General features: G+C 51.1%; 38 protein-coding genes and 3 pseudogenes. 25 read left to right on the top strand and 16 right to left on the bottom strand.

Annotation, left to right across the window (positions count from 1 at the left end; translation table 11 throughout):
• Positions 1 to 611: 611 nt before the first annotated feature.
• The 3 genes from WBL42_RS08935 to WBL42_RS08925 form a co-directional block, all read right to left on the bottom strand.
• Positions 612 to 791 carry a CxxC-x17-CxxC domain-containing protein gene (locus WBL42_RS08935; protein WP_424024539.1) on the bottom strand — a complete coding sequence of 60 codons (180 nt, stop codon included), beginning with the start codon at positions 789 to 791 and terminating at the stop codon, positions 612 to 614.
• A 416-nt stretch (positions 792 to 1,207) separates the two neighbouring features.
• Positions 1,208 to 1,879 carry a 7-cyano-7-deazaguanine synthase QueC gene (gene queC / locus WBL42_RS08930; RefSeq protein ID WP_424720923.1) on the bottom strand — a complete coding sequence of 224 codons (672 nt, stop codon included), beginning with the start codon at positions 1,877 to 1,879 and terminating at the stop codon, positions 1,208 to 1,210.
• 154 nt (positions 1,880 to 2,033) lie between these two features.
• Complete coding sequence (locus WBL42_RS08925) at positions 2,034 to 2,732, bottom strand: shikimate kinase (protein WP_424720922.1); 699 nt, start codon at positions 2,730 to 2,732, stop codon at positions 2,034 to 2,036.
• A 358-nt stretch (positions 2,733 to 3,090) separates the two neighbouring features.
• Here WBL42_RS08925 and WBL42_RS08920 point away from each other — a divergent pair, with 358 nt between their 5' ends.
• Positions 3,091 to 3,345, top strand: coding sequence for a helix-turn-helix domain-containing protein (locus WBL42_RS08920; protein WP_424720921.1), 255 nt, complete (start codon positions 3,091 to 3,093; stop codon positions 3,343 to 3,345).
• Between the two features lie 65 nt (positions 3,346 to 3,410).
• Here the strand turns inward: WBL42_RS08920 and WBL42_RS08915 are convergent, their stop codons facing one another.
• The 3 genes from WBL42_RS08915 to WBL42_RS08905 form a co-directional block, all read right to left on the bottom strand.
• Positions 3,411 to 3,941, bottom strand: a complete 531-nt coding sequence (locus tag WBL42_RS08915; RefSeq protein ID WP_424720920.1) for a ribonuclease III domain-containing protein — start codon at positions 3,939 to 3,941, stop codon at positions 3,411 to 3,413.
• Positions 3,942 to 4,113: 172 nt separating this feature from the next.
• Complete coding sequence (locus WBL42_RS08910; RefSeq protein WP_424720919.1) at positions 4,114 to 4,281, bottom strand: hypothetical protein; 168 nt, start codon at positions 4,279 to 4,281, stop codon at positions 4,114 to 4,116.
• Positions 4,282 to 4,697: 416 nt separating this feature from the next.
• On the bottom strand, positions 4,698 to 5,015 hold the full coding sequence (locus tag WBL42_RS08905; RefSeq protein ID WP_424720918.1) for a hypothetical protein: 318 nt from the start codon (positions 5,013 to 5,015) through the stop codon (positions 4,698 to 4,700).
• A gap of 340 nt (positions 5,016 to 5,355) precedes the next feature.
• Between WBL42_RS08905 and WBL42_RS08900 the strand changes: the two are divergent.
• The 3 genes and pseudogenes from WBL42_RS08900 to WBL42_RS08890 form a co-directional block, all read left to right on the top strand.
• A pseudogene (locus tag WBL42_RS08900) lies at positions 5,356 to 5,520 on the top strand (helix-turn-helix domain-containing protein); the annotation flags it as partial.
• Between the two features lie 75 nt (positions 5,521 to 5,595).
• On the top strand, positions 5,596 to 6,420 hold the full coding sequence (locus WBL42_RS08895; protein WP_424721005.1) for an ImmA/IrrE family metallo-endopeptidase: 825 nt from the start codon (positions 5,596 to 5,598) through the stop codon (positions 6,418 to 6,420).
• Between the two features lie 130 nt (positions 6,421 to 6,550).
• The gene (locus WBL42_RS08890; RefSeq protein WP_424720917.1) at positions 6,551 to 6,901 is read left to right on the top strand and encodes a hypothetical protein; all 351 of its coding nucleotides are present in this window, start codon (positions 6,551 to 6,553) and stop codon (positions 6,899 to 6,901) included.
• A 134-nt stretch (positions 6,902 to 7,035) separates the two neighbouring features.
• On the opposite strand, the pseudogene WBL42_RS08885 reads toward WBL42_RS08890, so the two are convergent.
• Positions 7,036 to 7,464 (bottom strand): annotated as a pseudogene (locus WBL42_RS08885) (HIT family protein).
• Between the two features lie 181 nt (positions 7,465 to 7,645).
• On the opposite strand from WBL42_RS08885, the gene WBL42_RS08880 reads away from it, so the two are divergent.
• Complete coding sequence (locus WBL42_RS08880; protein ID WP_424720916.1) at positions 7,646 to 8,293, top strand: DUF3800 domain-containing protein; 648 nt, start codon at positions 7,646 to 7,648, stop codon at positions 8,291 to 8,293.
• Between the two features lie 113 nt (positions 8,294 to 8,406).
• Here the strand turns inward: WBL42_RS08880 and WBL42_RS08875 are convergent, their stop codons facing one another.
• Complete coding sequence (locus WBL42_RS08875) at positions 8,407 to 8,643, bottom strand: HIT family protein (protein WP_424720915.1); 237 nt, start codon at positions 8,641 to 8,643, stop codon at positions 8,407 to 8,409.
• Positions 8,644 to 8,698: 55 nt separating this feature from the next.
• Here WBL42_RS08875 and WBL42_RS08870 point away from each other — a divergent pair, with 55 nt between their 5' ends.
• Together WBL42_RS08870 and WBL42_RS08865 are read left to right on the top strand one after the other, a co-directional pair.
• Complete coding sequence (locus WBL42_RS08870) at positions 8,699 to 8,917, top strand: DUF2281 domain-containing protein (protein ID WP_424720914.1); 219 nt, start codon at positions 8,699 to 8,701, stop codon at positions 8,915 to 8,917.
• A 35-nt stretch (positions 8,918 to 8,952) separates the two neighbouring features.
• Positions 8,953 to 9,315 (top strand): type II toxin-antitoxin system VapC family toxin, encoded by a 363-nt coding sequence (locus WBL42_RS08865; RefSeq protein WP_424721004.1) that lies wholly within the window; start codon positions 8,953 to 8,955, stop codon positions 9,313 to 9,315.
• A gap of 60 nt (positions 9,316 to 9,375) precedes the next feature.
• Here the strand turns inward: WBL42_RS08865 and WBL42_RS08860 are convergent, their stop codons facing one another.
• Positions 9,376 to 9,585 carry a hypothetical protein gene (locus WBL42_RS08860; RefSeq protein WP_424720913.1) on the bottom strand — a complete coding sequence of 70 codons (210 nt, stop codon included), beginning with the start codon at positions 9,583 to 9,585 and terminating at the stop codon, positions 9,376 to 9,378.
• Positions 9,586 to 9,694: 109 nt separating this feature from the next.
• Here WBL42_RS08860 and WBL42_RS08855 point away from each other — a divergent pair, with 109 nt between their 5' ends.
• The 3 genes from WBL42_RS08855 to WBL42_RS08845 all read left to right on the top strand — a co-directional run bounded on the left by WBL42_RS08855 (position 9,695) and on the right by WBL42_RS08845 (position 10,556).
• Positions 9,695 to 9,892, top strand: coding sequence for a DUF1016 N-terminal domain-containing protein (locus WBL42_RS08855; RefSeq protein WP_424720912.1), 198 nt, complete (start codon positions 9,695 to 9,697; stop codon positions 9,890 to 9,892).
• A 64-nt stretch (positions 9,893 to 9,956) separates the two neighbouring features.
• Positions 9,957 to 10,229 (top strand): hypothetical protein, encoded by a 273-nt coding sequence (locus tag WBL42_RS08850; protein ID WP_424720911.1) that lies wholly within the window; start codon positions 9,957 to 9,959, stop codon positions 10,227 to 10,229.
• Between the two features lie 21 nt (positions 10,230 to 10,250).
• Complete coding sequence (locus WBL42_RS08845) at positions 10,251 to 10,556, top strand: hypothetical protein (protein WP_424720910.1); 306 nt, start codon at positions 10,251 to 10,253, stop codon at positions 10,554 to 10,556.
• A 33-nt stretch (positions 10,557 to 10,589) separates the two neighbouring features.
• On the opposite strand, the pseudogene WBL42_RS08840 reads toward WBL42_RS08845, so the two are convergent.
• Positions 10,590 to 10,748, bottom strand: a pseudogene (locus WBL42_RS08840) (HIT family protein); the annotation flags it as partial.
• A gap of 113 nt (positions 10,749 to 10,861) precedes the next feature.
• On the opposite strand from WBL42_RS08840, the gene WBL42_RS08835 reads away from it, so the two are divergent.
• Positions 10,862 to 11,962 carry a type I restriction endonuclease gene (locus WBL42_RS08835; protein ID WP_424720909.1) on the top strand — a complete coding sequence of 367 codons (1,101 nt, stop codon included), beginning with the start codon at positions 10,862 to 10,864 and terminating at the stop codon, positions 11,960 to 11,962.
• A gap of 95 nt (positions 11,963 to 12,057) precedes the next feature.
• Here the strand turns inward: WBL42_RS08835 and WBL42_RS08830 are convergent, their stop codons facing one another.
• From WBL42_RS08830 to WBL42_RS08820, 3 genes are read right to left on the bottom strand one after another with little or no spacing between them, the layout of a single operon-like run.
• A complete protein-coding gene (locus WBL42_RS08830) occupies positions 12,058 to 12,282 on the bottom strand; it encodes a type II toxin-antitoxin system HicA family toxin (RefSeq protein ID WP_424720908.1) in 225 nt (74 codons plus the stop codon).
• The gene (locus WBL42_RS08825; RefSeq protein WP_424720907.1) at positions 12,279 to 12,509 is read right to left on the bottom strand and encodes a type II toxin-antitoxin system HicB family antitoxin; all 231 of its coding nucleotides are present in this window, start codon (positions 12,507 to 12,509) and stop codon (positions 12,279 to 12,281) included. Before WBL42_RS08825 ends, WBL42_RS08830 begins: the two co-directional genes overlap by 4 nt.
• Before the next feature lie 54 nt (positions 12,510 to 12,563).
• Entirely contained in the window at positions 12,564 to 12,749 is a 186-nt protein-coding gene (locus WBL42_RS08820; RefSeq protein WP_424720906.1) for a type II toxin-antitoxin system HicB family antitoxin, read from the bottom strand.
• Positions 12,750 to 12,944: 195 nt separating this feature from the next.
• On the opposite strand from WBL42_RS08820, the gene WBL42_RS08815 reads away from it, so the two are divergent.
• Both WBL42_RS08815 and WBL42_RS08810 read left to right on the top strand, forming a co-directional pair.
• On the top strand, positions 12,945 to 13,076 hold the full coding sequence (locus WBL42_RS08815; RefSeq protein ID WP_424720905.1) for a hypothetical protein: 132 nt from the start codon (positions 12,945 to 12,947) through the stop codon (positions 13,074 to 13,076).
• Between the two features lie 14 nt (positions 13,077 to 13,090).
• On the top strand, positions 13,091 to 13,255 hold the full coding sequence (locus WBL42_RS08810) for a hypothetical protein (protein ID WP_424720904.1): 165 nt from the start codon (positions 13,091 to 13,093) through the stop codon (positions 13,253 to 13,255).
• A 487-nt stretch (positions 13,256 to 13,742) separates the two neighbouring features.
• On the opposite strand, the gene WBL42_RS08805 is transcribed toward WBL42_RS08810, so the two are convergent.
• Both WBL42_RS08805 and WBL42_RS08800 read right to left on the bottom strand, forming a co-directional pair.
• Entirely contained in the window at positions 13,743 to 14,543 is an 801-nt protein-coding gene (locus WBL42_RS08805) for a winged helix-turn-helix transcriptional regulator (RefSeq protein WP_424720903.1), read from the bottom strand.
• A 45-nt stretch (positions 14,544 to 14,588) separates the two neighbouring features.
• Entirely contained in the window at positions 14,589 to 15,011 is a 423-nt protein-coding gene (locus tag WBL42_RS08800; protein ID WP_424720902.1) for a pre-peptidase C-terminal domain-containing protein, read from the bottom strand.
• Positions 15,012 to 15,326: 315 nt separating this feature from the next.
• Between WBL42_RS08800 and WBL42_RS08795 the strand changes: the two genes are divergently transcribed.
• The 5 genes from WBL42_RS08795 (at position 15,327) to WBL42_RS08775 (ending at position 18,560) form a co-directional block, all read left to right on the top strand.
• On the top strand, positions 15,327 to 16,232 hold the full coding sequence (locus WBL42_RS08795) for a hypothetical protein (protein WP_424720901.1): 906 nt from the start codon (positions 15,327 to 15,329) through the stop codon (positions 16,230 to 16,232).
• A gap of 24 nt (positions 16,233 to 16,256) precedes the next feature.
• On the top strand, positions 16,257 to 16,823 hold the full coding sequence (locus WBL42_RS08790; protein WP_424720900.1) for a YIP1 family protein: 567 nt from the start codon (positions 16,257 to 16,259) through the stop codon (positions 16,821 to 16,823).
• 638 nt (positions 16,824 to 17,461) lie between these two features.
• Complete coding sequence (locus tag WBL42_RS08785; RefSeq protein ID WP_424720899.1) at positions 17,462 to 17,656, top strand: hypothetical protein; 195 nt, start codon at positions 17,462 to 17,464, stop codon at positions 17,654 to 17,656.
• Between the two features lie 275 nt (positions 17,657 to 17,931).
• On the top strand, positions 17,932 to 18,309 hold the full coding sequence (locus WBL42_RS08780) for a hypothetical protein (protein ID WP_424720898.1): 378 nt from the start codon (positions 17,932 to 17,934) through the stop codon (positions 18,307 to 18,309).
• A complete protein-coding gene (locus WBL42_RS08775; RefSeq protein WP_424720897.1) occupies positions 18,306 to 18,560 on the top strand; it encodes a hypothetical protein in 255 nt (84 codons plus the stop codon). The genes WBL42_RS08780 and WBL42_RS08775 overlap by 4 nt, the downstream gene beginning before the upstream one ends.
• A 455-nt stretch (positions 18,561 to 19,015) precedes the next feature.
• On the opposite strand, the gene WBL42_RS08770 is transcribed toward WBL42_RS08775, so the two are convergent.
• Entirely contained in the window at positions 19,016 to 19,198 is a 183-nt protein-coding gene (locus tag WBL42_RS08770; protein ID WP_424720896.1) for a hypothetical protein, read from the bottom strand.
• A gap of 427 nt (positions 19,199 to 19,625) precedes the next feature.
• On the opposite strand from WBL42_RS08770, the gene WBL42_RS08765 reads away from it, so the two are divergent.
• From WBL42_RS08765 to WBL42_RS08735, 7 genes are all read left to right on the top strand, one after another.
• Positions 19,626 to 19,919, top strand: coding sequence for a hypothetical protein (locus WBL42_RS08765; protein WP_424720895.1), 294 nt, complete (start codon positions 19,626 to 19,628; stop codon positions 19,917 to 19,919).
• Positions 19,919 to 20,128 carry a hypothetical protein gene (locus WBL42_RS08760; RefSeq protein WP_424720894.1) on the top strand — a complete coding sequence of 70 codons (210 nt, stop codon included), beginning with the start codon at positions 19,919 to 19,921 and terminating at the stop codon, positions 20,126 to 20,128. Before WBL42_RS08765 ends, WBL42_RS08760 begins: the two co-directional genes overlap by 1 nt.
• On the top strand, positions 20,125 to 20,748 hold the full coding sequence (locus WBL42_RS08755) for a hypothetical protein (RefSeq protein WP_424720893.1): 624 nt from the start codon (positions 20,125 to 20,127) through the stop codon (positions 20,746 to 20,748). Before WBL42_RS08760 ends, WBL42_RS08755 begins: the two co-directional genes overlap by 4 nt.
• Before the next feature lie 767 nt (positions 20,749 to 21,515).
• Positions 21,516 to 22,019, top strand: a complete 504-nt coding sequence (locus WBL42_RS08750; protein ID WP_424720892.1) for a hypothetical protein — start codon at positions 21,516 to 21,518, stop codon at positions 22,017 to 22,019.
• Positions 22,020 to 22,268: 249 nt separating this feature from the next.
• Positions 22,269 to 22,433: a hypothetical protein gene (locus WBL42_RS08745; RefSeq protein ID WP_424720891.1), complete on the top strand. Its 165-nt coding sequence runs from the start codon at positions 22,269 to 22,271 to the stop codon at positions 22,431 to 22,433.
• Positions 22,423 to 22,893 carry a hypothetical protein gene (locus tag WBL42_RS08740; RefSeq protein WP_424720890.1) on the top strand — a complete coding sequence of 157 codons (471 nt, stop codon included), beginning with the start codon at positions 22,423 to 22,425 and terminating at the stop codon, positions 22,891 to 22,893. The genes WBL42_RS08745 and WBL42_RS08740 overlap by 11 nt, the downstream gene beginning before the upstream one ends.
• Positions 22,890 to 23,516, top strand: coding sequence for a hypothetical protein (locus tag WBL42_RS08735; RefSeq protein ID WP_424720889.1), 627 nt, complete (start codon positions 22,890 to 22,892; stop codon positions 23,514 to 23,516). The genes WBL42_RS08740 and WBL42_RS08735 overlap by 4 nt, the downstream gene beginning before the upstream one ends.
• Positions 23,517 to 23,835: the final 319 nt, after the last annotated feature.

Genomic DNA, 23,835 nt, shown 5'->3' with positions numbered 1-23,835 from the left:
TGTAACTGACACAATCACGGATGCTGACGGTAATCCAATGCCCGGGTGTGCTACCGGGCAGGCCTACGCTTATAGATCTTTTTCAGAAAATCAGCAAACCGCGTCTTTCCCGGAAATGTTCCGGTGGTTGTGCCAGGAGGGGCTTTCTGAAAAGAGGTCATCCCGCCAGGAACAGCGCGTGGGGATGCAAAAAACCGTTCTGCCTGTTCAATCCTGTAAGGATCCCGGGTCCTTTCCGATCCAGGGTATAGTGTAATGAGATGGCTGGATGGATCAGAATTTTCTTTGTCCAGTTTTTCCACGCATAACCGGATTTTTTGCATTAGAAATACCATTCCACCCATGTAATATATATTTTAATTCATCCGTTCGTCCCGCACCGGGCGCCCGTTCCCGTACCAGCCGGAACGTGACGCCCGTGTTCTCCGGCCGGGTCTCTTGAAAGCAGGTTATCGGGCATTCCACGACCAAAAGGTATGGCAGGAGGGACTGACAAACCCTGTGATCATCCGGAAGTCCCTCCCTGCGGTGCCCGGGAAGACGGTGACGTACCGGGCGGGGCTGTTACAGGAACATACTAAAAAAAGAAAAAATGATAAACCGTTAAGCACTCAGAAGCGGGGCTTCCGGTGTTTCGGCAGGCAGTCACGGCAATAGACGGGCCTGCCCTCGGTTGGCTTAAACGGTACTTCGCACTCTTTTCCGCAGTCTGAACAGACTACTTTTGTCATTTCACGGGGACCCATATCGCGGGGACCGCGGTTTCCACCAAAATTCGATGATCCGAACATAATGATTTCTCTTGACTGTCTGATTATAAACAGTGTTCTAGTATATTAGACTCCGGAGTATAAGATATGGTGGGTTGGGGAACCGGCTGAGGCATCCGGAGCCGGGGGGCCCGTCCGCATGGCTGTTTCCTGAAAAAAACCTGCTCTGTAGAAAATCATTTTTTTTCAAAGAGACGATGAACCCCGAGTCAAATGGCAGGTAATACAATAGTCATCGCAACCGGGAGATGCCATAGCAGCGGGGGCAAAGCCCAAAAGAGCGTCAGCGGTTATGAGGTTTTCTCCAAGAGCAAAAAAACCGTACGGATACAGGCCCCGCGTGGACCTGCCCCGGAGGCCGGGATCCTTGAGTTTTTGCGACAGGAAAATTATGATCGGGCGAATTTTTTCCGGGGTTTATTTTTTACCCTTAAAATTTATTCATATTCCAGGGGGTCCGTAGCACCGGCCTCTTTGAACGCTGCCAGCCGTTCATCGCACGAGCCGCACTTGCCGCACGGGAGTTTCCCGCCTTTGTAGCAGGTCCAGGTCATGGCATAATCCACGCCGAGTGCGATCCCCTGCTTCACGATATCGGCCTTTGTCTGGTACAGGTACGGGACTTCAAGGACCACATCGTTCCAGTCGCAGAGGTGAAGGGCTGTAGCCATTGCGCTGACGAACGCAGGCCGGCAGTCCGGGTAGATGGTATGGTCCCCGGCATGGGCCGCGTAAAAGAGACGGTTTGCCCCGATCCCGATGGCATACGAAGCGGCAAGGCTGAGGAAGACCATGTTCCGGTTCGGGACTACGGTCTGTTTCATGGACTCCTCGGCGTAATTTCCTTCCGGTACCTCCCACTGGTCCCGGGTGAGGCAGGAGGGGGCGAGCTGGTTTAACACCGCGATATCAATAACTTTGTGAGGTATGTGCAGCTTCCTGCAGCTCTTCTTTGCGCACGCGATCTCTTTTTTGTGCTTCTGGTTATAGTCAAACGTTATCGCATGGACTTCGTACTCCTGGCTGATGAGATCATAGAGGAGCGTGGTGCTGTCCATCCCCCCGGAGAGGATGAGGACTGCCTTTCCCGGTCTTGGTTCTGGTGTCATGTATGAATGCACCGGGTTTTGGCGGGATGGGGGAATAAGCCTTGCTGCACGGGGGGTGTACTATTTTGTCCGGCAGGATGTGCTGCCGGCGGCAGTTGCCAGGTATTTCCTGATACCTGGTTCCGCTCCGGGCCCGGTCGCGGTTATTTCCGGGTCACCGGTACCCGGCCTCTTCCCGCCCGGCGGACGTTCCCAGTTCCCGGACAATCTTCCCGACCACCTCTTCGAAATCCCAGCCCGGGAACCGGATGGTGATCCCGGCGTACTTCCGGTACAGCGGCACCCGCTGGTCGTACATGTCCCGCAGGCCCTGGCCCGGGGGAAGGACGATCCCCCGGCTCGTGATATTCCGGAGCCTTCGTTCCATCTCCGCAAAGGAGATCTCCAGGTACACGACCATGCCGTCCTCCTTCAGGTGCTCCATCGCTTTCCCTTCCAGGACTACGCTGCCGCCAGTGGCAATGACGGCGTTCTTCACGTGGAGGGAGAGGATCGCCTCCTCCTCGGCCGCAAGGAACCCGTCGGTCCCTTCCGCATCGATGATCTCCTGCAGGCGCCGGCCCGCCCGCTGCTGGATCATGATGTCGGTGTCGATGAAGTTCATGCCCAGCGTCTTTGCAAGGATGACGCCCACGGTGCTCTTGCCTGCGCCGGGCATGCCGATGAGGACGATGTTGTGCATGGCTGTACCGGATATCTGCAGTGCGGGGATATGAAGGGTGGTGGTGACGCTCAATGGGGGCTGCCGCCCCGGGCCTGCGTGGGCTTGCCCCACAGTCCTGTGAACATCAACGACCCGGAAGATTTTCCGGCACTGCTTGAGCCTGCGGAGATCCGGGCCGACGAATCCCATCGCGGATACCGCCGCATCGTTGCGGTACCCGGGAATTGAGTGGCACCGGATTTTCCACAGGCCGGGCCGGTCCCGGAAGGGAAAAAATTTCCTTTCCGGGTGTCGGGTGAGCGTAGCGTTTTGCCTCTATCCCGTATGCCGGTGACTGGTGAAATTTTCCCGGACTGCCGGAGTGCCATGTCAGAATATTGGTTTACAGCCGGGGGTGGCCACTCGGAATTTTCTTTTTGGTCCGGGGTTTGACGAATATGGTTCACCAGGCACCAAAGTATGTGTTGGCGGGCGGGGAGGATAAATTTGTCGACTATAGTCTGCGATAGACATTACCCTCTTTTCAACGGAATCTCATCCAGTGAACATGCACGAGGAAGAAATTTTTGGTAAGATGCTGCAGGAAGAGCGGAAAGCCAAAAAAATTTCCCAGGAAAAACTTGCAAAACTCGCCGGCCTCGACCGGACCTTCATCAGCCTCATCGAGAACGGAAAACGGAGCCCGACATTTTCTACTATCCTGAAGATCTGTTCAGCTCTTGAGATCGCTCCTTCTGAACTATTCTCGATTTACGAGAAGAAGGATCCGGATTACATGGCGAAGAAAGGCGGGAAGCGTTAGAAGTTCTGACGCTCATTGGGGCTTGCGCCCCGGGCCTTGCGTGGGCTTGCCCCGGAGGTTGAATCCTATTGCAGGTTCTCTTTATTTTTATCGATCTCTTCGAAGAATTTTTGTTTTCTTAAGAAATCTTTTACGGCGTCAACGCCACGTTCGAGATAAATAACTCCAATCACCATCTCAAAGCGATCTGCTAACATCGTTGTTGTGGAATGATCCCATTTTTTCTGGGCTCTCTCATCCGGCCCCCAGAGAATAAAATTTTGTAAATGGAGACAGTTTTTCGAGAACCAGTGGAGTGTTTTATTCCCCCCATAAAATTGCCGGAAATCATCAATTTCTTTTGAAGTGTAATGTTCTCTCATCGCGAAATGATCGAATATTACAAAATCCAGAACAAAATCTCCCATAGTCTCGAAACTCGTATCGACGGGAATTTTTTTCAATTGTTCAAATTCTACTTTTTCATTCAGGAAAGCATTACTGATAATAGCACTGATGAGGCGTTCTTTATTCTGGACTGAATAACCAAGAAGAAATTTTTCAATCGGATAACATACTTCATCCCGATATTTGATCCATTCGGTAGTATTCTCCATACGTAATCGTCCCCTTCATTAAACAGCAGAAGTATCGCTCAGAGCATAATGTTTATCGATCATCCTGGCCAAGTGATGCACCTGCTGCGATTTACGTACGATCATTTGTGTACATTTTGATGCGTCACCGTTCAGCGGGTCCCGGATGTTGAAGTTGCCCCGCTGCCTGAATTCATCCGTCGCTGAAATACCATACCCACACGCTGAACGCTCCGGTCCCAAGAAGAAATACCGCTGCGAACACGACCGGCGTATTCTGCCACCCGTCGCATACGTGGAGGCCTGCGTAAAGTGTGAGGCCGAGGGCTGACCCGGCATATCCTGAAATGATAGTTGTCATTTCGGTTGTCATTCAACCAGATCTTTTTTTCACGCTGACGTGGTTTGCTGCTAATTCTGGCCAGCCGGAATTACATGCGATAATGGGTGGTTAAGTCTGGTTAACCAGAATGAGATTGATGTGCCGGTCTTCCCGGTTATTATTCAGGGAAAGACCCGGTAAATTTCTTCCCGGCTCTTAACCCGGCAAAAACGATCCTGTTATCAGATGTTATCTTGCAGCCGATCCGGTATTTTCCGGTACGGATGCGATAATTATTCTCGTATCCTCTAATCTTGTGGATATCGAGATCGCGAAAAATATTTTCTGACTCCGGGATCTGATCAAAGACCAGTCTCTCAATCCGTGAACGATACCGGGAAGGTATCGCCGCGAGATCTTTCAAAAAGATCTTTTTATATCCACATGCCGGCATTTCAATCCTTTTTCAAAGACCGGTAGTGCTTCTTTGCTTCCTGTACAGAGAGGACTTCGTCCCCTTCTGCCTCTTCATTCTCCCGTGGTTTCTGGGGAATATTGCTCTCGATGAACGGATAGTAATACAGCAGCCACTTCTCGATGAGAAGGCCCAGCGGGAATTCAATCCTGTTGCCGTTCCGGTGTTTGAGATGCTGGTATTCCTGGGAAATTTCAACGGCCCCGCGGAGGAGAGCAAATTTGTACGTGGTATCCTTACTGTCCCGCTCGATAATCGTGTTGATCGTTTTGAAATTTTCCAGATCAAACGATTCCATAGTGAGATTGTATCGGTCAATGCTCTTGCTTGTTTCTATGTGCCAACCGGAAACGAAGGGTTAGCCCACGCGGCAAGGGGCGGCAGCCCCGATGAGCGTCAGACCCCCCCACGTTTGGTTTCATTGCTCTGAACGAAATTTTCCCTCTTTCTCTGATTCCTGCCCCGGGCCCATTGACCGAGTAATTCTCTGGGGGAATCGGGGCTTTGGTTCTGTCGAACAAGGATCTCACGAACGATGACAGAACCGCTGTGGGGACAAATGATATCATTATAAATATCAGGTTACAAATAGTAATGTAGTTAGTCGATTTGTAAACTAACCATTTCTGGTGTACCTGATGAGCCTGGGAGAGAGCATTAAGCTGAGACGTGAAATTCTCAGGATTTCCTTGAGGGACCTTGCCGGGAAAATCGGTGTCTCTCATACAACGGTGAATAAATACGAAAAAGGTATCCTGACGCCGGATTCACAGACCCTCATCCGGATAAGTGGAATATTGCAGATACCGCTCGCATCGCTTCTCCGGCCCCAGAACCAGCAGATTCAATTAAATCCATTGGCATTCCGGTCTAAAAAAATGAAGAAGCGGGACGAGAAGCAGATCAATGCCGAGACCAAAGAATGGCTCGCCAGATATTTGCAGATTGAGAAATTATCCGGCAATCATCGTATTTTTACGATGCCACGGGGCTTTCCGAAGAAAGTCACTTCCTATGAAGATGCGGAAAAGGCAGCCCGGGAACTCAGGAAGATATGGGATCTGGGGAGCGATCCAATAGAGAATCTCACAACGCTCCTGGAAGATAAAGGAATAAAAATCGGGCTTATCGAGGGTATCACAGAATTTGATGCCCTGTTTACCGAATACGACGGATACCCGCTTGTTGTTATGAAAGAGGGATTACCCCGTGCCCGCCAAAGGTTTTCCCTTGCCCATGAACTCGGACATTGTCTCCTTGATATTGAAGGAGATATCAGGGAAGAGTCAGCAATGCACCGGTTTGCCGGCGCATTCCTCGTCCCCGCGGAAAAAGTCGTATTCGAACTGGGAGAGAAGCGTCAAAAATTATCCATTAAGGAACTACAGATTCTCAAGAAAAAATACGGTCTTTCAATGGGAGCATGGATATTCAGAGCAAAGGATCTCGGAATAATCTCCCCGGAATTTTTTATTCTGATACAGAAATTTTTTTCAAAACGGGGATGGAGAAAAGAAGAGCCCGATGACGGGGAGGACCCCGGAGAAATGCCGGTTCAGATGTCCAGGCTTGTTTTCAAAGCCCATGCAGAAGGACTTATTTCCACATCGAAAGCTGCTGAACTCCTGAACCAGAATATCAGTACATTCTGTTCATTTGAAGGAGAATCCGATTTTGAGCAATCCGCAGTTTTATGTGGTTGACACAAATACGATTTTTGACCTGCATTATGGCAATCTGCTCCCGATAATATTCACTCTCCCGTGTAAATTTCTTATCTCCAATATCATTGTTCATGAATTACGAGATCCACCATTCCATTCATTGGCTTCCATGGGATTGCAGGTTGAGAATCTCAGTCCGGAAAACGTGGAAGAGTTGATCGCTCTGATGGCCCGGTACGAAGAGCCATCGTATGCAGATATCTCGGTTCTTGTACTTGCAAAATCCAGGAACACGGTTCTTATTACCGGTGATAAGGCCCTGCTGCGTGCTGCAGCAGACAACCGTGTGGACTGCCGGGGAACCTGCTGGCTTATTGATTATCTGGCAAATCAGTCCATCATCACATTCTCCGGGGCCATTGCTGCATATGACAGAATACGAAAAAACCGGCGAAATCCTCCATTCGATGAATGCCGGGCCCTCATTGCACAATGGAAACAAAGACAGAAAATGGAATGATAACACACAGAAAAATGTTCTCCTCTCCTAAAAACAAGGTGGAGATTCTGTCATTGGTTTTTGTAAAATATTCCTCCGGGGATAAGCCCACGCTGGCTGTGGGGCGGCAGCCCCTTTTGAGCGTCCAAACCTCGTCAATCCCCCCGCTTCCCCGGCACAACCCCCTCCACCCCGCCTCTCGCATCCGGCACATCCCCAACATACCGCGGGATCACATGACAATGGCAGTGCATCACCGTCTGCCCGGCCGCCGTACCGACATGTCGAAGACTCCGTCTTCTCCTGCTTCAGGTCTGTGCGACCTTCAGCACATTGAACCCGATGTTATACCCGGCCGGCGTGAAATTCTCCTCAATCACTTCTTTACAGGAAGTAATCAACGCCATCGCAGCCGCCCTCTCCTCAACCGTCATCGAGAAGAAATCCGGTGTATGGCGGAACGGGATGACCAGCAGGTGGCCGCGGCTGACCGGGTGCCGGTCCCAGAGGGCATAGCACAATTCGTTTCGGGCGACAATATCCTCGGCGATGGGATTGCAGAACGGGCATTTCACCGGTGCCATGCACAGCACCCCCGGTTCTCGCGTTCGGATGTTTTCATAGTGAACAGGTATCCGTCCATGCTTTTCTCTTTTCTGTTTACCCCCGGGAAACGAGGGGTAAGCCCACGCAGGCTTGGGGCGAAGAGCCCCAATGAGCGTCAAAACCCCATGCAAATATACTTCCCCGTACAATACTTCATTTGTGAAGATATACATCGACGAATCGGGGGATCTCGGGTTCACAGACCGTTCATCACCCTACTTCGTCATCGCGGCGCTTGTCGTCCATGACCCCCTCGCGATCCGCCGGTGCTTTGCAAAAGTCCGGAGAAACAAACTTAAGAAAAAATACCGTGAACTCCCTGAATTCAAGTTCAACAACTCCGGCCCGGAGATCAGGAAACGAATCCTCTCCTGCATCGCATCTGCCGATGTGGATATTGCCTACTGCGTGCTCCGGAAAGAACAGGTGTACCCGCACCTGAGATCGAATCATCAGATTGTCTACAATTATCTGACCGGGTCTCTCATCTCTCACATCGTCCAGCGGTTCTATGATGGGGGCCGTGTTGAGATTACCGTAGATAAATCACTCAATGGGATCCAGCGGGAAGCTTTCGACCAGTATCTCGTGTACAAAACGTTTGAAAAGAACCAGGCAAACGACCTCGCCGCGATCCCGATAGAAATCGTACATGCCGATTCAAAGAATGAGCCCTGTATCCAGGCCGCCGACTTCATTGCAGGAGCCCTACATTATTATTACCGGACCAATGACGATACATTTTCTGGTATCATCGATGAAAAGGTGGCATTGGCATATGATTATTTCAAAGGTCCGCAGAAATGAATCAGTGAACCCTCCCCTACTTCGTCCCATCCACCTCAGGGTGGCATCATCCTTTTCGGGAAGGACTTACTCACTGATGTATACATATGCAGTGCAATATTAATAAATTACGATTAAGTACCATGAAAATTCCTTAAAAAGAAGAACACGGACCTCCCGGCCCATATATCCCCCTCCTCAATACCCCCTCCTCCCCGGCACAACCCCCCCACCCCGCCACGCGGATCGCCAACATCCCCGGCATACCGCGGAATCACATGACAATGGCAGTGCATTACCGTCTGCCCGGCAGCAGTACCAACATTGAACCCGATGTTATATCCGGCCGGCGTGAAATTCTCCTCAATCACATCCTTACACCCGAAAAGATTCTATGGTTAAGAAACAATAAAATACTGAAATCACATGTCCGCCTCATCAGGATCCGTAGAAGAGAAAATCCGGATGCTCCCTCCTGATTTACGTGAGGAGGCAATTCACTATATCGATGAGCTGGTGAAACGCTCAAAGAGAGCACCATCTGCACCATTCCGGTTTGCTGCCGAAGGTTCTCTTGCTGATCTTGGCAAACGCTATTCTTCTGTCGAGCTCCAGCACAAGGCATCGGAGTGGCGGGAAGCCTGATGTATCTTCTCGATACCAATATTTTCCTCTAGTACATCCTCGGCCGCTCACGGGTCGGGGAAGTAAAAGATTTTTTTCGCCGGGCTGAGCCTGCGACGCTTCATGTCAGCGATTTTTCACTGCACACGATAGGTGTGATTTACCTGCGGGAGCATAAATCGCGCGACTTTCTCACTTTTGTTGATGAGGATATCATCGCGGGCGGAATCCGGGTCGCGAGCGTGACTCCCGAAAATTTCTCCAGGATCACCGGGGCAGCAGACAGGTTTCACCTGGATTTCGATGATGCGTACCAATACGCTGTCGCGGAGCAAAACGGCCTCTCAATTGTCAGCTTTGATAAGGATTTTGATCGGACAGAAAAAGGAAGAATGGAACCGAAGGATCTTGTAACCTGATTTCGTTCAAATCCTGGTCGCCATAACAAAGAGAAAGAATAGACAATAAGAATTTGAATATTACTTCGTGATTTTCTTCTTCCGGCGCTCTTTGATCCCGGCCATGACCGTATCGAAATCCTCATCGAGCCACTGCCTGCGCTCTTTGGTATAATCCCCGCTGCCGCAGGTGTAGCTCTGGATGAATCGGATTGCATCGGCAGGCCCAAGATTCTTCACCAGCACGCGGAACCCCGTGATCCCGATCTCATTCAACGTCTTCGCTTCCATCCATCGTCACCTCGATGGAGCCACTGCACGGGATTATGTACTCCGGTAGTGATCTTGTCTTCGTGCCTCTTAATAGATTTTAGGGAGGGAATCATCGGTTGTCAGGACGGTGATATTCCGATTGCCAAAAAAAGGCTACACAGTGTGTAGCGAATTGAGCTGGTCACATTACCGTCTCCTGATGCGGATGGAGAACCCTTCCGCCCGGGAATATTATATCGGAGAATCAATAAGCCAGAACCGGAGCGTCCGGGCCCTTGAGCGTCAGACACCTGAAAAATCCAGACGGGCAGACAACGCATGGTGAGAGAAGCAAACTATTTTCGGCTCGTCCCAGTTGTTATATATAGTTATATAACAAAAATCATCTCATGACATCAGCATCGAAAGCAGTTCACTCGCCCCAGCTCGACACGGTTCTGATGGTTGAATCGTTCATCAAAGAGCACAGTGGGGAATACAAGAAACGGGCGCTGTGGGAGAACCTGCCCAAGAAGATGATGTACCAGACGTTTTCGGTTATCATCGGGTACCTGCAGGACTCCGGGAAGATCGCGACCGACGCCGAAGGAAAAATCTGCTGGATCTATAACCCGGAACTTATAAAACGCTATCTTGACAATGCTGATCTGAAGATCCAATGAAGGCGGCCCTCTATTTTATCGATGAATGAGGCCCACCAGGCTTTTTCTGCACTCGCTACCGGCAAAGCGGAGGATAGGGATCTTGCAAGAGAGCTCAAAGGTGCGTTCGATGCAATCGCGCCTGATGCGTTTTGCGGCATTCAGATCCCCAAACGACTGATCCCAAAATCCTATATCAGCAAATACAGGATCGACAACCTGTGGAAATATAATTTCCACAAGAGCTGGCGACTCATGTATACGGTTGCCGGAGATGGTGAGAATGTTCTTGCCCTGATCATCGAGTGGCTGCCGCACAAGGAGTACGAGCGAAGGTTTGGTTATTAAAAACCGGGAATCCTTCGAGCCCCACGTGAAGCGTCAATACCCCCTCCCCCCCGGCACAACCCCCCGCACCCCACCCCGCGGATCGCTAACATCCCCGGCATACCGCGGGATCACATGACAATGGCAGTGCATCACCGTCTGACCCGCCGCCTCGCCGACATTGAACCCGATGTTGTACCCGGCCAGTGTAAAAGACAAACGACCCTCCGTAGTAATCTATATGACAATATAGCCGACAAAAAAATATTTTTTTCCGATAATCAAAACAGAATGTTTATCGTTTGAAATTTACATCCATTATCAATATGGACTTTATAGATCTTATCAAAACCCATGCAAAAACTATTCCGGCACTCAAGGAGAAAATTCAGACTGAGGAAGGAACGAAAAATGCTCTTATTATGCCTTTCATCCAAATTTTAGGCTACAATGTTTTCGATCCCTCGGAAGTAAACCCGGAATTTACCGCCGATGTAGGTACTAAGAAGGGTGAAAAAGTCGATTATGCGATTATAAAAGATGGAAAACCTTGTATTTTAATTGAATGTAAATCAATCAATTCGGATTTAAGTAAAGAACAAGCATCACAATTATTTAGGTACTTTTCTGTAACAGCTGCGAAGATCGGTATCCTTACAAATGGGATAATTTATCAATTTTTTACTGACCTCGATGAAAAAAATAAGATGGATATAAAGCCATTTTTAGAAATTAATTTGTTAGATATAAAAGAGCCATTAATTGACCAACTTAAAAAATATACAAAACAAGCACTTAATCTCGATGAACTTCACGATGATGCGACCCAATTAAAGTACACTAAAGAAATTATTCAAATTGCCAACAAAGAATTTTCACAACCCTCAGAAGATTTTGTTAAATTCTTCGCACAGAAAGTTTATCCAAAAAAATTAACTCAAAAAGCCCTTGAAAATTTCACAATAATAACCAAAGATTCGCTAAATCAATTTTTATCAGATAAAATAAACGAGCGCCTTAAATCTGCCATGCAACCTGAATCACCATCTAAAACGCCGGAAGCACAATCAACGGAAATTTCTCAACCTCAAACAGCTGAAACTACTGATGTAATAGTGCCAACGGAGGATGAGTGGGAAGCCTACTATTTTGTAAAAGCAATTTTGCATGATTCAGTAGAACCCTCAAAAATTGTCATGCGTGCTTCAAAATCATATTTCTCCATATTATATGAAAATAATCGTTTAAAACCCATCTGTCGTCTGTATTTAGGGGGGAAACAGAAACACGTTGGTATTTTTAATAATAAAGAAAGACAAGAAAATAAAGTTGCCCTCGATAACATAGAGGATTTATTCAAATTGGCAGATCAATTCAAGGCTACTATAGCAATGTACCAGGCTCCTGCGCCCACTCAAGCCACCTAATAAATATCGCGGGTTTTTGACCAATACCATATTTATTTCACGGTTGATTGTTATTTCCATCAGAGAATATATGACGGCAGGGCCGGAGCGAACTCTCACAACAACGAGGTGAATTTTTCTGAAGAAAGATGGGCCTGTTCGAGGATGGACTTGAGTGTCTTTGGTGCAAGCGTCTTTTTTGCATGCACCGGTACGGTTACGATACAGTCGTGTCCGGGGTGGTGGAGATAGTGATGGCTTCCCCTGATATGGACAAGAGAAAACCCGGCACCCTGGAGAGCTTTGATAACTTTTTCACCGGTCACCCGGGGGAGTTTCATGCAACAACCGGATCTTTTAATCTCACTTCAACCTCTACCGGTACCGGTTTTTTCAGAATTGACAATGTCTCGATATAGCCGGTGATTGCTTCTTCGATATTTTTCAGCGCCGAATCCCAGTCAGTTCCTTCTGAAATACACCCTGGCAGTGCAGGAACAGTAACCGTATACCCTCCCTCTTCGTTCCTGTTCATCAGAACGGTATATCGCATACGTGTATGTTTCATGGTTTATCCCTCCCGGCCAATCGCTGATCCTTACTAATCCATTATCAGCCGGAGTTAATTTGTATTGTGATGGTCTGCAAGGGAATCCTCCATGCAGAGCTCGATAACTTCCTTGATGCGGACGAGTGCCTCATCAATGGTTTTCCCATAGGTGTGGCAGCCTTTGAACTGGGGGCAGGATACGATGAAGATCCCATCCTCATCAGTTTCAATAATGATGGGAACATGGATCGATTTCATATACACATCATCGGTATTCATGCATTAATTCTTTTTTGCATCCCGTTCCCCCTTACCTGTCACCGGCCCACGCAGCTGGGGCGGAGCCCCGGTAAGCATCAATCCCCTCACTCACTTTCACCCCCTCCCTGCCTCCCCCCTATCATCCCCATTCCCCCATTCCCTCCTATGAAAAAACCCATCCGGAACTGGTGCATGGAAACAGCGAGGGTCGAACGGGCACAGGAGCTGGACCCGGCCATCGGGCTTATCCCCTGTCTTGAAACGGACTGCCCGCGCTATAAGCCGGAATACCCGTACTGCATCCAGATGAAGATAAGCAGGTGACGGGGAGACTGGTTATGAACGAAGAGATCGTGTTCCGGTGCATGGACCCGGGACGAAACAGGGATGGGGATGCCGGCATCGTCCTCTGCACCGGGCCGGACTGCCCGGAGTACGACCAGGGCTGGTGTATTCAGATCCGGGAAACAGGAGGCGGTCCTCCCTGTACTGGTTTTTTGTGATGGAAAACAGATCCCCCTCCCAGGTTCCCGCACCCGGAAAGATTCCCTGCATAAAACGATAAAATACTGAAAATTCATGTCCGCCCCATCAGGATCAGTCGAAGAGAAAATCCGGATGCTCCCACCGGATTTACGTGAGGAGGCAATTCACTCTATCGATGAGCTGGTGAAACTCTTTCGAAGAAAGCACCATCCCCATCATTCGGGTGGGTGCCGAAGGTTCTCTTGCTCACGCTCGGCAAACGTTATACTTCCGCCGGGTCCCGGCATTCATCAATGGCGTGGCGGGGAGCCTGATGAACCATCCTGATACACAAAAGGGAAGCGGCGATTACACCAAAGATGAGAAAGCAGTGGCTAAAAAAAGATCCTGGCAAATATCCTGCGGCTGCTAATCGTCCACGGGAAGAAAAAGTCCCGGGCATAATTTTTTTGAGGTTGTTCCGGAAATGCCCGGGCAATGATTTTCATACACCGATCCACTCCTTTACTCCCCTGCCTCCTTCCCGGCCCCCGCGCTCCCCGTCCCCATCCCGGCCTCCTCCCTTAAATAGCGTTTGAAAATATTCACACCCGCAGGGCACAGCGTGTACCGCGCCTCCTTCCCTTTCCTGCTCTTGGTAATAATCCCGTCGCCGGACAACTTCTTCATGTGCCAGGAGATCGACGGGCCGGCGACGCCGACCCTCTCCGCGAGATCCTTCCGGGCGACTTCCGGGCTCGTGGCGAGAATATCGAGGATCCTTCGTGTCGTCCGGCTCTGGAGATACAGGAACACCTTCTTTTCCACTTCGCCGTACAGGCCGTTGTTCTCGAAATACCGTATGGACCTGCCGGTGCCATAGGAAACGATCTTCTGCTTCGCCCCGAGAATCAGCATGTGGTACTTCAGGGTCCCTTCTTTTACGCAGGTCAGCCGTTCCAGTTCATTTAAATTCAGGCCAGGGTGTTCTGCTATGCAGTCATAGATCTTCTGGCGCTTCTCGTTATACGAGACGGCATTCTGCTCGACTTTCCGGTATCCGAGGACCGTCAGCAGCTTCAGGAAAAAGAAGAGTTCGATCGGGTAGACAAGTACCGGACAGAACGAGAGCGCAACTGCGAGGAGCATCTCCCGCAGCGGGAGGTCCCAGAACGAGATCGGCACGGGATCCTGGTGGTCATCCGGCACTGCACCGGTCAGGCCCGGGGTCGTGCTGTATCCGCCGGTATCTGCGGCGGCGAATGGCACGATGACCATAAAAATGGAGATGAAGAGGGCGACAGCCCTCGCCTGAGAGGGTTCCATCAATGAATCTTTCTCATGACAGAATATCAGTTTTATGATTTTGTTTTAATACGTAACAAAATTATAACTCTGGGTTCCCAGGACACTCACCCCGTACACCTTGAAGTTCCATGTCCCGGGAGCAATTCCGCCCGCCCTGCTGATCGTAAGGAAGATCCTCCCGTTTGTCACGCCGTCGGCTGCATCGTAATACGGGCCGAGGGTCCCATCCGGGGCAATGGCCGTGAGCGACAGCGAATCGGGGATATATCCCCAGTTCAGGTCCATGGTCAGGGATGACTTTCCTGCGGGGATCACGAGTGAATACCAGTTAGTCTGTCCCGTGGTGATAGTTCCCACGGTCATGGGTGACATAACCGCTGGCAGGTACAGGTTTCCTGTCGGAGTCACGGAATACCCCGCACTTTTGTCGACATTCAATGCAGAAACTCCCGATATGAGCACGAGGGCGCAGACCAGGATTGCCATACTGATTCGGGATACGTTCATAGTATACCGGTTCTGCGGTTTCGTTATCCGGCACTTAAAGTTTCTAACGCGATCATCTACACGTCAGGAATCGTGTAGAGGCGTGCGTTAGAATCGTTATATCCCCCGTCATGAAATCTCCCTGCGTGGCCTGCCGGGGGCAGCCACAAAAACAAAGGACCGGGTTTACAAAACCACGCACGTCACTAAAACCCGGTCCCGCCCGGAGGCATGAACCATGTTCCCATGCACCTCAAAAAAAACTGAGTTGGATCATGCCTTCCGGGTGAAGCGTTTGAATGGGAGGAAAAAACCATGAGAAAAATGAAATCTGGCGTCATCCTGCTGGCACTGTTGCTTGCAGCGATGGCGATGGTACCGGTGGTAAGTGCGGGAAATCAGATGCCCGTACTATCGTCAGATGTGAAAACATTGCAGGCGAGTCAGTCACCGGATACCGATATGTTCGCATATCTGGGTATCGCAAAACCTGCTCTTTCGGCCGGTCCGAAATGGCAGACCTATGCTTCTTCAAAAAAAGAAGTTGACACTCTCTTGGGAAAAGCCGGAAAACAAAAGGATGTCAGGAATGTCATCGGTTACCTGGACGGAACAAACGAACAGGTCGTTCTTTATTCTGGTAATGATGGAAATTTCTACGCTCTTCTGCAAAAAGAGGGCGCGATAACCATAACGAAAGTAAGCTCCACCGTTATTGGTTCAAAGGTGGAACAGTCTGTGGATGTATACTCCTCGGGAATCACGCTGGACCAGAATAACAGATCAGTTCATACTACGCGTTACGAGCTGAGCAGGATCTCGCTGGCAGGTATTGGATCATCCGAATTCAGCACCGCAACTGTTTATTCAAACCATATCACCAGGACAGACAGCTGGATCTGGCTCGGGATCTCGAGGGCGTCCCTTTATACCGATGGGACTTTTACCTATGATTATGGTAACCGGATCCTGGCCATCAATGATAATTCCAACACCTATCAGGCTCTCGGGTTTGATCAGTGCCAGTTCACTCACTCAACCCGTATAACCGGTATCACGGGATACATTGATTCATCCGTAATCTGGTCTGTATACACGGCCATGCCACCGAAACATTCTGTAAATGCGTGGATAAGTTGTAACATATACGGATCCACAAATGGGAATTCCGCTACCTCAGACTGGGTTGCAACCGGCTTCGGTTGTTTCGGAATCCCATAATCATTTTTTTCAGGAGAGTTTTACGTGATTGCATTAAAAAAAATCAGGGAAATAATCCTCAGTCCTTCCGGATACCTGGAAGAGATCAGAGACCAGCCGTTGAAAGACGATATTCTTTCTTTCGTTCTCGTTACAGTAGCCGGATCGATCCTGATGTTCTTTTCAACGGTCATCACGACGGCCGTCAATGGTCGGGGAGAACTCCTGGGCCCAGCAGGAATAGTAGTCATGATCTTAACGATACTGTTCCTGTTTGTTGTTGATGGATTATTCCTGATGCTTATTGTCAGTCTTATCGAGCACTGTTTTGTCCTATTTACGGGTGAACACCGGGGTTTCGAAAAAACAATGAAATCGGTGATTTATGCATCTGTCTTACCGGTATTGTTCTTCTGGATTCCGTCGGTTTTCCATATTACCTGTTCAGCTCTCCTTCTTGTCGTCGCATTCGGTATCATTACATTTTATAGTATTCTCACATTCCATGAAAAAACGAAAGACAGGGCTGCGTTTGTGGCAATATTTACGATGGGATTTATTTTGATCCTGTTATGGTTTGGCAAAGTAAACATAATCGGAAATGCCTGGTGATAATAGCTCGGAAATCCGGTAGATGATTGCGTTGGAACTATTATATACACCGCAAAAAAATCTCAACGGCGGACCAAAGAATTGCTCAGACAAAGGCAACGGTTGCTGCATTCAGGTAGACGGGGCTCACATATCATGATTGTAACGAGGAAAATTGCCATTATCTGTCTGGTAACAGGACTCGTCCTGGCGATTTTACTCATCATAAATCCATTTTTTTCCGGAACATCAGGCTATGATTGCTCTCATCAGGAAGATTCCCGGTTTTTCGTTATTAATAAGGATCTGAACAGATCCCATACTGTCGATATTTCCGTATACAATTCCTCTCATACGATCCAGACCCGGGGCCGTTATGATGTGGTGCCTGGTAATGTTACCGCACTGACACTTCATCCACAGGCAGGAAGTGACGGTAACTATTCTGTAACATTCATTGAGGATGGAAATATTTCATCTCATTACGAACAACTGGCAATCTCTTCGGATTGTACAGAATCATTCAGTCTCGATCCTGAACGAGGTGTCCTCAGGCCGTTTGACCTATGGTGTGCGGGCAGTGCCTCTAATGAGCAACAGACATCCGTTCTCCCAACAAGGTCTCAGCAAAAAACGAATTGAAACGGGGTGATCCGAAAATGACAACCAGCAAAACCCTCCAGTTTTTTTTCAACTTCGTCATGGTAATGTGTATTTACCTGATCTCAATCCCAGTTGGCGAATTTGTTGCAGGACACGATGCAGGAGCAGGTCAGATTGTATTTTTCCTCGCTGTACTATTTGGCATGATATTGTTCTATGTTGGTGAAGTATTCTCGAAAAGATATCCCTGATCGAATTTTCAATAAAAAAAATAGCCACTCAATACCCCTTTTCCTGGATACACTTCTCCGCACCATGGGACAATCATAAAAAAGATTCTGGGCCGTCCTGAGTGTCTACTGCTCCAGACTCCCGTGTGATCCAATCTCAGGTAGACGATTGCGTTAGAACCATTATATACGCCACAAAAAAAACTCAACGGCGGACTTTCAAAAGAGTCCCGGACGGTTGCATGGCCATGGAACGGAATACATTGTTGTTATTATTATTGATTACCGGTTGTATCGTGTGTCTGGTCGGATTTGTTCTTGCCCAGTTTTTCCCGGCACTCTTCATCGTGACACTTATCGTTATCACGTTTCTCTACCTGGATTTCCAGGAATCGCATAAATCCAGCCGTAAGGATCTCAAAAGAAATGCGGCTGTCGCTGTATTCGTGATCGTGACCTTTTATTGCATGATAACCGGCTGGTGGATTTTCTGGGCCGGGATCACAGCCATGCTCTATATCGATGCCCTTATAGAATCGATCAGGGATTGGCTGGATGCCCGCCAGTTGCTCTATCTCGAAGCAATGAAAACAACGAAATCACCAGAAACTCTCCAGCAATCCATTCTTCACCTGGAGCAACGGGTGAATACTCTTGAACGAGAGAAACAATGACCGGAAACAAGACCCCGGTGACCTGCCTGCCTGTGCAGCTCTGCACATTCGGAATACTTCTCCTGATGGCCGGGATTCTGATCCTCCTGCTTTCCGGAACTTTCTTTGCAATCCTGTTCGATCGGAAAGACCTGTTATTTGGGATTGTTCTGGATGGGTGGGCAGCCCAGGTGTCCCTGTTCGTGAAAGCCGTGGTGGAATCCGTTCTTCTCGTCCTTATAGATATCCGATATCTTTCGACCTTTTGGTGAAAATCTCCCTTGTTTTCTCAGGTCTCCTCCTGGCAGATTCGATTCTGCCGGCAGGGGCGACTCTTTATGGATACCAGGATTTTTCCCCTGTTCCCGGAGTTTTTTTTCCTCTTGGGCATTGGACTTGTAATTCTCCACATGTCATCAGAAATCCGTAAAACCCCAAAATCTCTCAATTTTTCCCCGGTCCTGTTAATATCCGCTGTAATTGTCATCCTCTGGTTGATCCCGGTATTCTCACTGAGGGATCAGGCAGGCAGCGGTGCATGGGGTTTCGTTTCGATTATTGCGCTCCTGCTCACGATCATTTCCCCCGTTGTATATGGGTGGTATTCGCGTGACGGAACCGGTGCTATACTTATCGGGGCATTACCGTTCCTCCTGACGACCGGTGTTTCAAGGATTCTTCCCAGTACCAGCCCTCCCGGTATCGGTTACCTGATCTATTCGGTTTTTTATATCGTATCATTGAGTCTGGTTGGCGGGCTGGAGGGATTTTTCGCTGCAGAGAAAACTGCAGGATCGTTATTGATCGCGTTGCTTCTTGCAGGAATATGGACGGGAATATTTTTCAGCGGAATCTGTTGAGTCTGGAACGAGAGAAGTGGGGATAATTTTTGAAGAAGAACAATCGTCATGGAAGATTCCAGCCTTATTGTCCAAACTCTTATTCTCATCATTCTGTTACCCAGCCTGGTTCCTCTTTTACCGGGTCAGCGTGTTTCAGGTTCTCGTAGTCATAATCCGGACCGTCAAAGCAATCCGGGACAGAACAGATCGATATTCCTTTTTCAATCGGATACACCGGGGGGCTTCATGTAGATGGATGCGTTAGAACCGTTATATATTGCGTAACGAATGTTTCTTCGTGGGCAGCCGGGGGAGCTGTCCCGCAAAGAAAGTACAGGTCCACCAGGTGACGAACTGTGTTGGATCTGATCCCGCCCGAAGGATCATTTTTCGTGGTTTGTCGGGCTAAGCACATGGATGTGAAGAGAAAAAACGAAACCGGAATATTCAGCAAGGTAGGCAGCCCGGGGATCATCCTGCAACATCTCTCCTGCAGTGATTGTCGCGCCTTGGGGCAACGGGCCGGCCGGGGGAACCTCTGCCCGGTTTTACAATGATGGAGCTGATAACATCGATACCACAACAAGCAGTAAGAACTGCCGGGATCCGGTGGGCCCGGCCGTAAAACCGGAAGTGATTCCGGAGAAGAAGAGCGAGGTGTTTTCCTGGTTCGTGGATCGTCTTGACCTTATCCTGGACAGGATCAATAAAAAGTTTGAGTGGTTCAGGAAATGGCTCGATGAGATGGACCGGCATATTCTCGTCTTTCCGAACCCGGGGTGTTCCTGATGCCCCGGAAGCCGACCGAGACTGAGAACAGTATCCCGCTCTGGCTCATCCCGCAGGTGATCCTGAAATGGATCCATGTCGTGGGGGATGAGCTGGACTGGATCCATGTACGCCGATCGAAGTTCCACTATTACACGATCCGCATCCGAACCCGGCCCGTGAGGAAGGAATTCGGCTGGCGGGCTGTACGGACCGGGGGTGCGGGATGAGCGGGGGCCGGCGTTCGGACCGGGCCCTTGCCGCCGCGGAGCAGGTTGCCCGCATGCGGGGAGAGGTGATGTTTCTCATGCAGCGCCCCGGTTCCTGCTTTGACTTCCTTGTCAGCGGACCGACCGGGACCAGTGCCATCCGGGCAGAACGAGCGCTCCGCATCCACGGCTCCCCTGCTGAGATCGCCGTAACGCATGCTGCGCCGATCGCCCGTATCAGTGCCGCGACCCTTGCTCCCGGCATCTCCCGCGAGCTCTGGTTCTGGTCCCCCTGGGGTACCATGCGGTACTTCCGGGTCGATGGCACATCCCTGATCGAGCTCGACATGCTCGGAGTTGTCCGGGCACCGCTCGTGAAAGGTGCACTTGCCGGTGCGGTGCGGCCGCGTTGGAGGAAGTCCCGGAGGAAATCCGGTGGCCCGGATCCATTGCCGGGTCCCGGCCCGGGGCAATCCCCGGGCACCGGTTTTCATCATCAGAAGCCCGGCACACCCGGCCCCTCATTGGCGCCGGCTGGCAGCAGCGACCGCGAGCCTGCGCCGGTCCGGTACCTCCGGCGCAGAGCACGGGAGAAGGGCCAGGCGGGAAATCCGGCCGGCGGAACGGGACCGACAGCCTGAAGGGAGTAAAGTTCCCCCGGGGATATCCCTGGCGGGAGGAATAATCCCGTTGGTACCGGCGGTGCCCGGAGGGGTATGGCCATCGGAGGCTATTTCAGCCTCCGATTACCTCTCCCGGTACACGTTTTCGGCCGATGTGGCAAAAATATCGGTCGCTGATTTTGAGGGAGGCTGTTTTGGGCTTGTATTGGTGTAATTCGTCAGATATCCCTGCCGAAAATCTGCCGCTGTAGATCGCTGTCAGGTGGAAAAACGGGGGTGGGACGTGGTTTGGGACGGGTGTCCGGGGGAAGGGGGATTTAGGGGACCGGGGTTTTTTGCGAGAATGTACGCCGGAAATATTGCCGGACTTTTTGCCAGGATCTTTCAGACCTTTTTCGAAATGAACCATAAAAACTCCAGGAGAGCCGGCTGCTCAACGGGCTTCGCCCACGCGGCTGATCTGGAGCTCCAGTGAATGCCAGACCCCCGCGGATTTCCTGCACGCAAATCTCACCCCGGAGGAACCTCCCAGGTACCTTCCATCCGGCAAAATAAATCGCACTTCAACCCGATCCGGCTGCGTATCCCCGCCCGTTCCTCCGGAAAATCTGCCAATAATCAAAGCCCATCTCCCTTCCCGTCCTATACTGGTATGTCAAAGGGGCCCCGGCGACAGGGGAAAAATCTCTCCTCCGGGAAAGTCTGCGCAGGCCTTCCCGGAAAAACCCGCAGGAGATCCGCGGAGCGGATCCCCGGCAAAACAAAAAACAAGGAGGAAACCAAACATGGCAGATTTCGTACAGAAAACCAATGTAAAGACCGCGGTCCGCACCCTTGCGAACCCGATTGCAGACGTGACGGCGTTCAACACGATCGTCGAGTCGGTCCTGGCCGGCAACCCGTTTGCCTGCGTATCGTATGTGAGCGCCGGGAAGACCCACCAGCCCGTGGAGAAGACCCGGGAAGACTATGTGGCAAAGCTCGTCTACCAGGACACTGACGCGAAGAAGACCGGCACGGCTTCGCACTCGTTCGATTCAATGGCCGGTTACACCGCCGGCATCCCGGCCCTTGCCGGTCTTGCCACGCTGAACACCGCCCACAACGGCACCCCGGTCCACGATGCGGCGAATGATACGTTCTCGGCAACCGTGAAGTGCCACGACCCGAACGGGGAGATCTACAATGTCACGTTCGGCCGTGACCGCGTGAGCCTCACCTCGTACTCGGACGACAACATCCGGACAAAGGTCGATACCTGGGCCGACACCGTACCGGCTCTGGCCTGAGGAGGAAAAAAGATCTGAAAAAATCCGGGGGATTATTTGATTGCCCCCATTGCGCCACCAGTCCCCACAGGGGGACGGGGCGCTTTTTAGCGATGAGGACGCATACCGGATTCCCGTGAACGGGAAATCCAAAATTTTTCCCGTACCGGTAATACGTCGTCATCGTTATATGGGGGTGCCCACGCGGCGGGGCGAAGCCCCGGGAGCGTCAGATCTCCTCCGGACTATTCTCACAGGAGGCACTACACAATGGAAACAGAAGTTTTGGGAATCCTGCTCGGGACCGTCCTCCCGCTCTACCCCATCCTCTTCGCGATCTACCGGAAGACCGGCAGGTACGACGAGATCGTCAGGGAGTTCCGCAGGCTCCGGCACGAGCACGAACAGATGAAGGGAGCATACCATGGCAGCTGATCCCGGGCCGGTCGCGACCGTCACCGGCCTGTACCGGGGCACCTTCTCCGGCCTCGAACCGCTGACAAAGGACACCCCGCTCACGCCGGACGAAGTCCGGCGGAACCCGGTCTTCTATGAGCTGGAACTGCAGCCCGGGCAGGAAGATGCGAACCTGATCATCGATGTGATCTATGACAACCTCGCGCCCACCCGGCTCCAGGACCTCATGCGGGGCACCGACATCCCGCGTGGCATCCGGTTCTGGCCGGACTGGTTCGAGATTCCGCCGTACCGGGAGATACGGGACACAGACGGCCTACGGGTGTACCCTCGCTCGCCGGGGATCCATACTGTCAGGATCCGTACCGCGAGGAGGAACCGGACCGGCCTTGGCCTGCCCCGGGACTTCAGCCCGGCAAACGGCGGCTCCACGAGCCCGGTCTTCGAACTGTCAATCGCCCCGGAGGAGCCGCGATGACAGGGAATGATGAGGGTCATGAGACCCGGGTCACGGGAAGAACCCGCGGAGGATACTTCGCTGCAGCGATCGCGGGGATGGCAGGCAATGCCCTACCTGAGGTTTCAGGCTCCGGGGCCGGGCTCCCGCCTGCCCCCGGTCTTTCCCCGGGACTACCCATGGCAGCCGAAATCCCCGGTCCGGTACAGGGGGCCCTCACCGCATTCCGGTGCGGGCTGCTCCATGCCACCGGCGCTTTCGATCCCGCCGACCTCTCCGGCGAGGAGCGGGCCGGCGTTGCAGACCGGAAGAGCTGGTTCTGGCTCGGGGAGTCGGTCATGTCCGCGTTCCTCGCCGGGATCCTCGCGGTCCCGGCCGGCGCATGGTTTGCGACACGGACCGAGCTCCCGCTCGCCGTGATCGGTGCAGCGGTCCTGTTCCTGCCGCTCTTTGTCTTCCTGCCAAAACTCATCCGGTGGATGATGCAGGTCGACACAGCGGCTGCGATCGATGCGTTCGGCAAAAACGAGCATGTCCGGAAGCTCTTCTGGACGCTCTTCCTTGCGCTCGCCGGCCTCGTGCTGGCCCGGATCGTGGACCCGGCAACGGCACGGAATGTGCTCGGTGTATTGACCGGGAGCTGAACGAAGCAGGGGAGACCATCCCCTGGGATTTTTTTATGAATTAAAGAAAAAAAGCGATTCCTGAATATCCACGGGATTCGTGTGAGATCGGGTGTGTCAAGACACACCGGTGTGGTAATGGCCTTAATAGCTGTTTGTTCCGGCCGGTTGAGAAGGAATTATGTGGGGGCAATCCTCCGGATCACCCCCTGACATTAAAAGCGTGATGGTGCAATGTGTGATGAAGCGATTGTAGATTTTTTCCACACGTTCAATTTAGCGGTGTGAACATGCCGTCATACTCTGGTAATCTTAATCTGGTTAAGTATCTTCGTCCAGT

The sequence above is a fragment of the Methanoregula sp. genome, assembly GCF_049686655.1.
Lineage (GTDB): Archaea > Halobacteriota > Methanomicrobia > Methanomicrobiales > Methanospirillaceae > Methanoregula.
The sequence above is the reverse complement of the archived record's forward strand: the minus strand, read 5'-3'. Positions and strand labels throughout refer to the sequence as shown.